This is a genomic window from Massilia niabensis (assembly GCF_042655085.1).
GTDB lineage: Bacteria > Pseudomonadota > Gammaproteobacteria > Burkholderiales > Burkholderiaceae_D > Telluria > Telluria niabensis.
This window is the reverse complement of the sequence record NZ_JBHSMU010000019.1, coordinates 428,901-440,973: the sequence shown is the minus strand read 5'-3', so window position 1 is coordinate 440,973 and position 12,073 is coordinate 428,901. Positions and strand designations below refer to the sequence as shown.

10 protein-coding genes are annotated in these 12,073 nt (G+C 59.6%); 5 read left to right on the top strand and 5 right to left on the bottom strand.

Annotation, left to right across the window (positions count from 1 at the left end; translation table 11 throughout):
- Window positions 1-472: 472 nt before the first annotated feature.
- The 3 genes from ACFPN5_RS25210 to ACFPN5_RS25200 form a co-directional block, all read right to left on the bottom strand.
- Entirely contained in the window at window positions 473-637 is a 165-nt protein-coding gene (locus tag ACFPN5_RS25210) for a hypothetical protein (RefSeq protein ID WP_379786599.1), read from the bottom strand.
- A 265-nt stretch (window positions 638-902) separates the two neighbouring features.
- Complete coding sequence (locus tag ACFPN5_RS25205) at window positions 903-1,454, bottom strand: TetR family transcriptional regulator (RefSeq protein ID WP_379786598.1); 552 nt, start codon at window positions 1,452-1,454, stop codon at window positions 903-905.
- A gap of 166 nt (window positions 1,455-1,620) precedes the next feature.
- Window positions 1,621-2,271 (bottom strand): TetR/AcrR family transcriptional regulator, encoded by a 651-nt coding sequence (locus ACFPN5_RS25200; protein WP_379786597.1) that lies wholly within the window; start codon window positions 2,269-2,271, stop codon window positions 1,621-1,623.
- Between the two features lie 224 nt (window positions 2,272-2,495).
- Between ACFPN5_RS25200 and ACFPN5_RS25195 the strand changes: the two genes are divergently transcribed.
- The 3 genes from ACFPN5_RS25195 to ACFPN5_RS25185 are packed head-to-tail and all read left to right on the top strand — an operon-like array spanning window position 2,496 to window position 6,761.
- On the top strand, window positions 2,496-4,163 hold the full coding sequence (locus tag ACFPN5_RS25195; protein WP_379786596.1) for an MFS transporter: 1,668 nt from the start codon (window positions 2,496-2,498) through the stop codon (window positions 4,161-4,163).
- Between the two features lie 4 nt (window positions 4,164-4,167).
- Window positions 4,168-5,334, top strand: a complete 1,167-nt coding sequence (locus ACFPN5_RS25190; protein WP_379786595.1) for an HlyD family secretion protein — start codon at window positions 4,168-4,170, stop codon at window positions 5,332-5,334.
- Complete coding sequence (locus ACFPN5_RS25185) at window positions 5,331-6,761, top strand: efflux transporter outer membrane subunit (protein ID WP_379786594.1); 1,431 nt, start codon at window positions 5,331-5,333, stop codon at window positions 6,759-6,761. The genes ACFPN5_RS25190 and ACFPN5_RS25185 overlap by 4 nt, the downstream gene beginning before the upstream one ends.
- Before the next feature lie 130 nt (window positions 6,762-6,891).
- Here the strand turns inward: ACFPN5_RS25185 and ACFPN5_RS25180 are convergent, their stop codons facing one another.
- Both ACFPN5_RS25180 and ACFPN5_RS25175 read right to left on the bottom strand, forming a co-directional pair.
- Window positions 6,892-9,765 carry a bifunctional diguanylate cyclase/phosphodiesterase gene (locus ACFPN5_RS25180; RefSeq protein ID WP_379786593.1) on the bottom strand — a complete coding sequence of 958 codons (2,874 nt, stop codon included), beginning with the start codon at window positions 9,763-9,765 and terminating at the stop codon, window positions 6,892-6,894.
- A gap of 59 nt (window positions 9,766-9,824) precedes the next feature.
- Window positions 9,825-9,947 carry a hypothetical protein gene (locus tag ACFPN5_RS25175; RefSeq protein ID WP_379786592.1) on the bottom strand — a complete coding sequence of 41 codons (123 nt, stop codon included), beginning with the start codon at window positions 9,945-9,947 and terminating at the stop codon, window positions 9,825-9,827.
- Window positions 9,948-10,182: 235 nt separating this feature from the next.
- Between ACFPN5_RS25175 and ACFPN5_RS25170 the strand changes: the two genes are divergently transcribed.
- Window positions 10,183-11,040 (top strand): 3-hydroxybutyryl-CoA dehydrogenase, encoded by an 858-nt coding sequence (locus tag ACFPN5_RS25170; RefSeq protein WP_379786591.1) that lies wholly within the window; start codon window positions 10,183-10,185, stop codon window positions 11,038-11,040.
- A gap of 88 nt (window positions 11,041-11,128) precedes the next feature.
- Window positions 11,129-11,878 carry an electron transfer flavoprotein subunit beta/FixA family protein gene (locus tag ACFPN5_RS25165; RefSeq protein WP_379786590.1) on the top strand — a complete coding sequence of 250 codons (750 nt, stop codon included), beginning with the start codon at window positions 11,129-11,131 and terminating at the stop codon, window positions 11,876-11,878.
- Window positions 11,879-12,073: the final 195 nt, after the last annotated feature.

Sequence of the window (12,073 nt, the reverse complement as noted above, 5' to 3'; positions counted from 1 at the left end):
GCTATCCGGTCGAAATCCTGGGTTGTTCTGGCTGCGGGGTTGTGCCGGGTCCTCGTCGATGAGCTCGATGTCGACCATCAAGGGGCCGCCGCTATGTGCGGGCGGGGAAGGTGCAGCCACGCCAGCTGCAGCCCCATTGGGTGTGCCTGCCGTACGCCGGGTAGATCCTTCGTTGGCCTTCATCGCTTGGTCACCCTTTCGACAAGTTAGTTTTTCACTGCAGGTTTGCGTTATCAGACCAGTTCTGCAGACCAGGCGTTTCGGTGAAAACGACGAGACGGCCTTGGACTACTGCTAATGTAGTTTAGACGGAAGCGCCCGCATAACTTTCGATATATCGATCAAATTTGAGCTACCTTCGACCGCTAACCCGACTTTTAGGTGCTCATCAGTTATCGGGAGCGGTATCCCGAGCATTGCAACAGGGAATCGTCGTGAACGGCCTCTTCTAGCCATGCCTAGCGCTAACTATTCATTCCGATGAAGCTCTTCGCGAGACCGATAGCTTACCCGCGCCATTCGCGTTGCCGGTGTGGCCTTCCAGGCCCTGCGCGCGCTTGCCTTGGTACAGAGCTTCGAGGCCGGTGTAATGTGGCGTCAGGCCGCATTTGGAGGCGACGTTGACGACGAGCAGCACCTGCCCTTATGGGCGGCGAGGGTGTCGTCGCTGCTATCGATGCGTTCCAATGGAATGTCCTGGATGGAGGCCATCTAGTTCTTTTGTTGGGTGAATAAACATTTTAGCGACTCGGTGGAAAACGCGTTGGGGATGCGCTGATCAGGCAATGCTCTAGGTGAACGCGGCTACTTCCGCTAGCGCGAAGTGCTGCGAAAGCGGTGATCAAAGCAAGAAAACAATGCTGTCTTTAAGAGCTCAGCTAGTTGGGCTAACAGATCTTTTGTTATTCGATTCGCAGGCGATTGAGAACATCCATGATAATCATAGTCCCCGTGTCCATGAGCGAGAAAGATGTCGGGTTGAACATCCAGGTGCGCATTAGCCCGTCCATCGTGGACCAGAGGTTTAGCGCAAGTATGCCCGGCTGAATGCCATTACGAATTTGCCCGCACTCGACCGCGAGTTTCAACAGCGTTTCTACCTGAGCCAACCAGTCTTCTTGAGCTTTACGCAGTCGAGCGCGCACAGCGCCGAGTTCGTCAACAAATTCAACTTTCACGGTGACAACCGCGAATACCCGCCGGGTCCGGGGATTGTGCTCGATAATACGAAATACCTCGAGAATGACGAGGAAGAGGCAGGATATAGGGTCAAGCCCATCTGACTCCGACAGTCGTCCGCGCGCGCACTCGAAAGGTAAAGTGGCCCGCTCAAGCATGGCATTGAACAGCGCGCTTTTATCGTCGAAATGCCAATAAATCGCACCCCGGGTTACGCCCGCAGCGCTTGCGACATGTTGCAAGGTCGTCCGTGACACGCCTTGCTTTACAAACAATTTCTCTGCAGTATCTAAAATAGTATTGCGCGTAACAAGCGCGTCTGCTTTGGTTCTCCTGACCGTGTTCCCCGTCCCTCGGGTGCTTTTTTTGGTTACTGCAATCTTGAGTACATGGGGCCATCAACTCGATGGAGAAACACGATCAGTGCGCTCTGCGCAGATGCTAGGACGGGGCGCCCCGATCGACGGCCAGCTGCTCTTTCAGTAGCTTCCGATGGGCTTCCCGAATCGCGATAACCTCAGCATTCGGACCGTTCCCGGTCCCATTCAACAAGTGAACCATCAAAGCATGAACCAAAGGCGACAAGGTCAGCTCATTGTGTTCCGTCAGGGTGCAACGCTGCACGTTACCCTTGGAAATCAACGCATCCGCAATCCGCTGCTGCTCGGCACGCTGTGGAGCGAGTACATCACGGCGCCAGTCGCCTACAAGATGGCGAATGCGATTACTTTCGGCAATCAATATGCGGAATACAGACTGAAACACCGGATCTGCGATCCGCGTGTAGCTGAGATCGATCCACGCGTCGATCGCCGTGCCAAGCACGCGTTCGTCTTCGCGCATCAGCAGATCCCATTTCGGCACCAGCGTTTCCTCCAGTAAGGCGGCGAGGATTGCATCCTTGCTGTCGAAGTGTGCATACAGTCCCGCCTGGGACAGGCCAGCGCGTTGGGCAATCTTTTCGGTGCTTGTTGCTCCGAAGCCGTTCGCGGCAAACTCGGCAAGCGCCGCATCAAGTATGAGGCGTTTGCGCGCAGCAGGCGCGAGCCGCACCCGCTTTCGGGTCGGCGAAGTCTCGGCAGGGTCTGACATCGTGTGGTTCCAAATTGTAAAGAGACATAGTTGAGCGCCGGCTTGTTTCCAACAAGCTCCGCGGCCTCACCGGATTATAACGTTAGACCTATCGTTAGTGTGTTACAGTGTGAAGCTCTAACGATAGAGCTATCATTAAAGGATGGGCTAGCAGGTGGTCGCGATACCCCCAAGGCTGGCATGAACGCTGTGCGCGATGACCGCCGCAGTCACAGGAGCAACGAATGGCAACGCCGCAGTACCTGAAACCGAATCCGAACTGGGATGAGCACGAAAAACCCTCGTTTCCTGGCTCGGCGTCGATGCCGTGGCATCTGCCTCATACCCGCTTGGCCTATGCCTTTATTGCTGTGCTTGTTGGTATCACGGGTGGACTCGGCAATGCCTTAGTATCGGTCAACCTCCCAGCCATCCAGGGCTCGCTCGGCCTGACCCCGGCCGAAGGCGCCTGGTTGCCGGCGGCTTACATCATGGCTAACGTCACCGCGAACTTGTTGGTTTACAAATTCCGTCAGCAATTCGGGATGCGAGCATTCGCCGAGATCGGTCTTTCCCTGTATACGCTGCTGACCTTGCTGCACCTGGTGGTAGGGGGCTTTGAAATGGCTGTGCTCGTGCGGGCGGCCAGCGGCCTGGCCGGTGCGGCCACCAGCACGCTGGCCATCTTGTACATGCTCCAGGCGGCGCCCAAGCAGTACACCGGAAAAATGCTGGTGTTAGGAGTCGGCATTGCCCAACTCGCTACGCCGCTGGCCTGGCTGATATCGCCGTCGCTGCTCGAACTCGGCCGTTGGCACAATCTTTACCTGTTCGAAGCAGGCCTCGCATTGCTTTCGCTTGCCGCGGTCGTCGTACTCAAGCTTCCCCCTGGCGAGCACGTGAAGGTGTTCGAAAAACTCGATTTCCTGACCTTCGCGCTGATGGCGCCGGCAGTAGCAATGATCGTCGCTGTGCTTGCACAGGGTTACATGCACTGGTGGTTTGACACGCGTTGGCTGGGGTATTTGCTCGTGGCGGCCGTCGTGCTGCTGAGCGTGGCCCTCTTCATCGAACACCACCGCTCAAACCCGCTAGTGCAGACTCGCTGGCTGATGATGGCGCCGACCTTGCGCTTCCTGATTGGCGCCCTGATCATTCGTTTCCTTACCGCCGAACAGTCTTACGGCGTGGTCGGCATGCTGCGCAGCCTTGGGATGGGGCCGGACCAGATGCAGCCCTTATTCGCCATCATCCTGGCCGGCATACTCTGCGGCATTGCCGCCAGTGCGCTCGCGTTCGGACCAAAAACACTGATTCCGCAGCTGTTGCTGTCGATCGTGCTGCTCGGTCTTGCTGCTGGCCTCGACTACGGCCGCACCAGTCTCGACCGTCCGCAAGATTTCATGGTCAGTCAGTTCATGGCGGCCGCCGGCGCGGGAATGTTCATGGGGCCGCTCATCATGATCGGCGCGATGCAGGCGCTGAAATATGGGGCGGACCACCTTGTCACGTTCAGCGTCATGCTGGCGGTCACGCAGAGCATGGGCGGCTTCATGGGCAGCGCCTTGCTGAGTACCTACCAGCTACACCGCGAACATACCTATTCGACCGACATGGTTGCGCACATCAACCCGGCCGATGCGGTCGTAGGAGCGCGCCTGCGCCAGCAGCAACAGATCTACCAATCGACCCTCACCGATCCGGTGCTGCGATCTGCTACCGGCCTGGCCCAGATGGCGCAGCTCAGCCGGCGCGAGGCCAATGTACGCGCATTCAATGATGTCTTCGCGCTCTGCAGCGCTGCGGCTTTGCTCTTCCTGATCTGGAGCCTGGCACTCGCCATCCGTGCCGCCTCGCTTGCTAAGAAAGCTTCCACTCCTTCAACTCAGGCACCTTCCGGCGCCGCACTTTAATTCCATGAACAGCTCTACCAACCCATCCCGCGCAGACCTGCCCCAGGAAAACCTCAATCCGCCAGCCCCGGACGATTCGAGCAACAGCGCACCGAAATCTTCTGAAGCACCACCGAAGTACATTAAACCCAAACGGTCGACGGTCATCCTCATGGCCGGGGTCGCGTTGGTAGCAATCTTCCTGATTTTGTTTGCATGGAAGCTTGGACCCTTCAAGACCTCGGTGGTGGAAACTGATAACGCCTATGTACGCGGCGCAATCACGGTGCTGGCGCCGCAAGTGAACGGCTATGTAGCGGAAGTGTTGGTCAAGGATTTCGAGCGTGTCAAAGCAGGGCAGGTACTGGCCCGGATCGATGCGCGCATTTACCGGCAACGGGTTGAACAGGCGGTGGCGCAGCGCGAAACGGCATCCGCGCAACTGGACAACGCGGCCCAGACGCAAGCCCAGAACGCCGCCTCGCTCGCCGCGGCGCGCGCCGACCTCGTGGCTGTGCGTGCTGAGGAGGCCCGCGCCAAGGCCGAACTGGCGCGGGTGGAGGAACTCGCGAGCCGCGGCTCGGTGTCGCTCAACGAGCGCGACAAAGTGCGCACGACCGCGCGCCTGGCCACCGCCAACGTGCTGAAGGCGCAAGCCCAGATCGACATCGCGAGCCAGGCCGTCAAGGCGACCCAGGTATCGCGTAGCGCCCTGGAAGCGCAAGTAAAGACGGCGCAGGCCCAGCTGGCCCTGGCGCAGATCGACCTTGATAACACGGTCATCAAGGCGCCGCGCGATGGTCAGGTCAGCGAAGCATCGGTGCGCCTTGGGCAATACGTAACGGCCGGTTCGCAGCTGTTGTTCCTGGTGCCAGACAACTTGTGGATCGTTGCCAATTTCAAGGAAAACCAGACCTGGAATATGCGCATTGGCCAGAAGGCCACCTTCGCGGTCGACGCCTTCGAAGGTGCGCCGCTGACTGGCCGCATCGAACAGGTCGCGCCAGCCACCGGTTCGGAATTCAGCGTGCTGCGTCCCGACAATGCGAGCGGCAATTTCACCAAGGTTGTGCAGCGTTTGCCAATGCGGATCGCAATCGACCCCGGGCAGGGGCTGGCCGAGCGCCTGCGGCCCGGCATGTCCGTGGTGGTCAAGGTCGACACTGCGACCGGCCGCGGGAGCGCGCAATGAAGACCCGTCTCCACAGCACTGGTCCGTTCCAACGTATGGCAGTAGCAGCACTGGTGGCCGGCACGCTGGCAGCCTGCTCGCCGGCCCAGCGTCCGGAGCCCCTGTTGTCGCAGGTTACCGCGCCGTCCGGCTGGCGCGACGGCATCACCGGGGAGCAGACAATCGATGCGCAGTGGTGGCATGGCTTCGGCGACCCAGCCCTGAACACCCTGGTGGGGGCAGCCTTGAGCCGCAACACCGATATCCTGGAGGCGACGACGCGGGTAGATGAAGCGCGCGCGCTCTTGCAGGCAGCGCACGCGGCGCGCCAACCAGCCATCAACGCAGTGCTTGGTGCGCAGGCGGGACACGCGTTGGGTGCCACCGGGCCTACAACGACGCGCGCGGTACAGCCCGAACTGCAGGCAAGCTGGGAAGTCGATTTGTGGGGCCGCCTGCGCCAGCAGGAGCGCGTAAGCACCTTGCAGTATCAGGCAAGTCAAGTTGAGCGCGACGGCGCCATGCTGGGCGTCGCGGCGGCCACCGTGCAGGCCTATGTGGGCCTGCTGGCGCTGGACGCGCAACTGGCCATCACGCGCGACACCGTCAAGTCGCGCGAAGAGGCGCTACGGCTTGCCAAAGACCAGGCCCGGCTGGGTTATACCTCCCAGCTGCAACTGACGCAGGCGCAGGCCGAATACCAGGCCGTGCTGGGAGCCATCCCGCAACTCGAACTCGCGCTGCGGCGCCAGGAAAACGGCTTGCGGCTGCTGGTCGGGGAGATGCCCGGTGCCGTGACGCGCACGGGCCGCCTGCAGCAGTTTCGGACGCCACCATTCGCAGTGGCGCTACCATCGGAACTGCTGGGGCGACGGCCCGATATCGTGCAGGCCGAGTTACTCCTGGCGGCGAGCAACGCCAGCCTCGCATCGCGCCGAGCGGAGTTCCTGCCGCAGGTGGCACTCAAAGCCAGCCTCGGCAGCCTGTTTGTTAACGGACTGGATTACGATCCGGTTTCACTATGGAGCATCGGCGGCAGCGTGCTGGCACCGATCTTCTCGGCCGGGCGCATCACGGCCCAGGTGGACGCGGCCACGGCACGGCGTGACCGTGCTGCGTTTGCCTACCGCCGTACGGTACTGGCGGCATTCGGCGAAGTCGAGAACGCGCTCACCGCTGTCAGCCGGCTGGAGGAACAGATGGTACATGTCCGCCAGCGGCGCGACATCCTGGCTCGTACGCTCGGGTTTGCCCGTGACCGCTACGAATCCGGCTATGCCGCCTACCTGGAAGTCCTGGACGCGCAGCGCAACCTGTACCAGACCGAGCTTGACGAGATCGCACTGCGCCAGAGCCAGGCCAACAACATGGTTGCTCTGTACCGGGCGCTCGGCGGCGGCTGGTCCGCGTCAGGATTTGCAGCAGCACCGCCCGGCGTCATACGGTAAAGATGTCATACCAGCATATTGTGAGGGCCTCGACGACACCGCGCGGCGGGCATTATCCTGCAACACGCTGCTCGCGTATCACCGAACGGAACCGATGCTTCCTGTCGAAACACGCATTTTCCTCACGCAGTCAAGTCAGGGGTTGCCTTGGCAACGGACGGGCACTTCGATGCTCAGGATTCAGGTGCTTTCCTTCCTGAAGCATCTGCTTCATCGCTGCCGCCGTGACGGGTCTGCTGAAGTGGTTGCCCTGGATCTCGTCGCATCCGTGACGGTGCAGGAAGGCAAGCTGTTCAGCGGACTCAACCCCTTCCGCAATCACCTGAAGCCGAAGACTGTGGGCCAGAGCAATAATCGAAACGACGATGTTCGCGTCGTCCGGGTCGGTGGCGATATCCCTGACAAAGGATTGATCGATCTTCAACACATCGACTGGAAAGCGCTTCAGGTAAGCCAAGCTTGAGTAGCCGGTGCCAAAATCGTCGACCGACAGGTGGACGCCGAGGGTCTTAAGCGCGTGCAAGGTGCTGACTGTACGTTCCACGTCATGCATGACAACGCTTTCGGTCAGCTCGATTTCAAGGCATGCAGGGTCAAGTTCCGTTTCCTGTAACGCAGCAGCGACGGTCTGCACGAAATTGGGGTGAGCGAACTGGATGCCTGACACATTGACGGCGATCCGCAGTTTGCCAAGTCCCGCCCGCTGCCACGCCTGATTCTGTGCACATGCAGTGCGCAGAACCCATGCGCCGATTGGAACGATCAGGCCTGTTTCTTCTGTCAAGAAGATGAATTCGATGGGGGAGACCATGCCGAGTTCGGGGTGCTGCCATCGAATGAGTGCCTCGGCTCCGACGATCCTGCCCGTTTTCAGGTCGACTTGCGGCTGGTAGTTCAACAGGAACTCATCACGATCGAGGGCCTTGCGCAAGCCGCCTTCAATCCTCAGCCGGGCTTGCGTCCTGATGTTCAAGGCCGGTTCAAAGAACTGGAAATTGTTCCGCCCCATTTCCTTGGCGCGGTACATGGCGATATCGGCATGGATCAGCAAGGCCTCTGGAGTCGACCCGTCGTGCGGATAGACCGCAATGCCGACGCTGCATGTGACGAAAAATTCTTTTCCACCAATGGGAATGGGCTTTGCAACCTGGACCATGAGTTCCTCGATGGTGTCGATCGACATAGGTCCTGTGTCGTACTGCGGCAGCACCAGGACGAACTCGTCGCCGCCGAGGCGGCTTGCCGTATCTCCTTCGCGCACGGCGGCATTTAAACGCCCGGCGACGACCTTGAGCAGCATATCGCCATAATTGTGCCCGGCGCTGTCATTCACGAACTTGAACCGGTCGAGATCGATGAATGCGACCCAGACTGTCCTGTCAAGGCGGGATGCATAGGAAATTGCCTGCTGCAGGCGGTCGTGCAACAGGTTGCGGTTGGCCAGTCCCGTCACCGGATCGAAGTGGGCCCGGTATTCGAGCTGTTCCTGATAACGTTTTGTATCGGTCACGTCATAATGGACATGAACGAAGTGGTGCACTTCGCCATTCTCGTCGCGCACCGGCGCGACATAGACATCACTCCAGTACATTGTCCCGTTCATGCGATAGCTGCGAACGGTTGTATGGGCCTCTCGCCGGGCTTCCATTGCTGCCATGAGTTCAGCGACACCGGGCTGCTCCGCTCCGGGCCCCTGCAACAGCAGTGCGGAGTGGCCGACGATATCCGCGGATTGGTAGCCGGTGGTGCGTTCGAAGGCCGGATTGACATACTCGATAACATAGTCGGGACCCAGCACACTCGTGATGAAAATAGGATTGACGCAGGCTTCAATCGCCCGATTTCGCAGCTGAAGTTCACCTGCCGTCGCCCGCAGCTCTGTCGTGCGTTGCTGAACGGCTTGTTCAATAACGCGCGAACGCGATGCGGTGGTGGTGAGGTAGGCCGCACTCAGCAAGCTCAACAGGATTCCGGCCGCCAGCACAAGAAATGCGCCTGCATAGGTGTCCTCGCCGGGGCGATCGCGGGAGACGACGATGGACCACGGCGTGCCTGCGATATCGATCACGCTCGATACGCGGACCAGCGCATCCGTTCCGAGCAGGCGCAATACGAGCGAACTGGCGTGTGCGGCCGCGGGCGGCGCGGCCCCGTGCCGAAAGACCAGTTCCGACTCGACAGGTGCAGCCGACGCGTAGACGCTGATGTGCGTGTCAGGCCGGTCCAGCAAGCCCGCGTGGCCAAATATTTGTCGCACGAACCTGGATGAATCGAACACGACCATGGTGTCGCCGATAAATGCCCTTCGCCTCGTATCTATATCGTTGAGCGGGGCGCCGCGCCGGTATAGCGGCTGAGCGATCGCGAGTAATTTCGTCGGCTCACGCATGGTGGGCAGAATGGTTGGCCTGAGCCTTGCCGCCGAAACCAGCCCCGTGTCCATCGCACGTTGCCGGGCAAGCGCTTGCACCGGGTCCGACAGGGAATCGTAGCCCAGTCCCGATTCGTTTCCTTTCAATGGCGCGATATATTCGACAACCAGGAATGGCCCGTTGCCAGTTGCCGGGACTATTTTTCCGGCCTGCACGCGCTTGATGGTGAAACCGGGGTAGGTGTGGCGCATCGCAGCTTCGTATGCGGGCCGCTCCGGACCTGTGACATAGCGGTGGAAAACGAAGTTTCGCACATAAGGTTGCTCGGTCAGCAGCGGCAGCGTGAATTCGCGAAATTGTTCGCGGCTGATGGGCGTAGGACTCGTCGCGAACAGCTGGTTGACGCTTCGGAGTCCCGCCAACGATTCGTGGAGACGTTGACGGAATATCCGGACCCGCGAATCGGCACCTCTGGAAAACTCAATATTGTCGTTCGTCGTTTCCAGCCGGTAGACCTGGGCAAACAGAGACGCGGTTAAGACCAGCCCGAGCAGCAATGCAAGGAGCGCGCTTTTGGGTATGGCACACTTGTTTACGCCCGCCCTGAACAATCTGGATTTCGGCTTGGCCACTCTGGGTTCTCGTTCGATGCAGGGCGGTTACGGTCGGCCTGCGACACGGCAGCTATTGTTCACGTCTCGTAACTCGAAGACGCTGGTGTCAGCAGCCGCAGCATGCCTGACCGCATTTTGAGGATGAGCTTGCGAGGCTCGTCGATGTCGACATACAGCTTGTAGCCCAATGATTTTGCCATACTTCCGGTTCCTCTAGGTGCGGACATCCTGCCACGCTCGCGTTGACTGTACGAGGGGCTCTCGGCACCAAATCCAGGAAGTCCTGTGCGAAACGCTGCAGCACCCCGCCGGCTCCGTCCACACATTCCATCAGCTGCACGGTTGTGACGCCATAAGTCAATACAGCTTCGGTTCTCCCGGCAATACTTCGGGATCTGCTTTTGGCACTCACAATTCAAGTCTTCAAGGTCAAACATGGAATTCAATACTATCGGGATTATCGGCGCCGGCATCATGGGCAGCGGAATTGTGCAAGTCTGCGCCGCTGCCGGGCATGAAGTCGTACTGGTCGATGTCACGGACGCTGCAGTGAGAAAGGGCATTGCTGCCATCGGCAGCTCGCTTGATCGTGCGGTCAGCAAAGGGAAACTCAGCGCTGTCGACGCGGCCTCGACACTTGAACGGATCAGGGGCACGACCGACTACGCCAGCCTTTCGCGGTGCGGACTGGTGATTGAGGCCGCTACCGAGAATCCGGAAATCAAGCGCCGCATCCTGGAGCAGGTCGATGCAATTGTTGGCCCCGATGCGATTATTGCCACCAACACCTCATCGTTATCGATTACGAAACTTGCAGCGGAAATTTCTCGTCCAGACCGGTTTATCGGCATGCATTTCTTCAACCCTGTGCCGGCGATGGCGCTGGTGGAAGTTATCCGTGGGCTGCAGACCTCGGATATCACACATGAGCGCGTGAAGGCGCTGGCAATCCGCTTGGGCAAGACGTCGGTGGCGGTCAAGAATAGTCCCGGCTTTGCCGTGAACCGGATCCTGTGCCCGATGCTGAACGAAGCCATTTTCGTGCTCCAGGAAGGGCTGACGTCGGCAGAAGAGATCGATGCCGGCATGAAGCTCGGCTGCAATCACCCGATCGGGCCCCTGGCACTGGCTGACATGATCGGCCTCGATACCCTCTTGTCCGTGCTCGAGACGTTTTACGAAGGGTTCAGCGATCCGAAATACCGCCCAGCGCCCTTGTTAAAGGAAATGGTCGATGCCGGACGGCTTGGCCGAAAGACTGGACGGGGATTCTATGAATACACCGAAACCTGAGTGGCATGCCGATCTCATTGCGCATGGTGCTGGCGCTGAGCGGAATGCGATCTCGCCACGGTGAAGTAAACATTTTGAAGGAATAATCATGAAAATCCTGGTCGCAGTAAAGCGCGTTGTCGATTACAACGTCAAGGTGCGCGTCAAATCCGATGGCAGCGGCGTCGAGCTCGCCAACGTCAAGATGTCGATGAATCCGTTCGACGAGATCGCAGTCGAAGAAGCAGTGCGGCTGAAGGAATCCGGCACGGCAAGTGAAGTGATCGCAGTCTCGTGCGGCGTACCGCAATGCCAGGAAACCCTGCGCACCGCGATGGCCATTGGCGCCGACCGCGGCATCTTGGTCGAAACCGGCGAGGAGCTGCAGCCGCTGGCGGTGGCAAAGCTCATCAAGGCGCTGGCCGACAAGGAGCAGCCGCAACTGATCATCCTCGGCAAGCAGGCGATCGACGACGACGCCAACCAGACTGGGCAAATGCTCGCCTCAATGCTTGGCTGGCCGCAAGCAACTTTCGCTTCTCGGCTCACATCCGAAGAAGGCAGGGCTACGGTCACCCGGGAAGTCGATGGCGGCCTGGAAACGCTGACACTGAACTTGCCAGCGGTGGTGACCACTGACCTGCGCCTGAACGAGCCACGCTATGTGACTTTGCCCAGCATCATGAAGGCGAAGAAAAAGACGCTGGAGGTGGTCAAGCCGGCCGACCTTGGCGTGGACGTGGCGCCTCGCCTCAAGACGCTGAAAGTGGTCGAGCCAACCAAGCGCAGTGCCGGCATCGTCGTTCCCGATGTCGCCACTCTTGTGCGCAAACTGCGAGACGAGGCGAAGGCGATTTGACGCCGAGTCCGTGCGTCCAGGAAAGGTCGAGTATGAAAAAAACTTACCCCGCCAGCAAGGAGAGAGTCCGTGCATGGCTGATGGAGCGGCAGGCCGCCCCCCGCCCTTTACCTGATGGGGAACAGATACGGCGAGAACTGGGGTGGCATCTGGATGGAGATGAGCGTCGAACCGGATCACATTCCAGCCAAACCA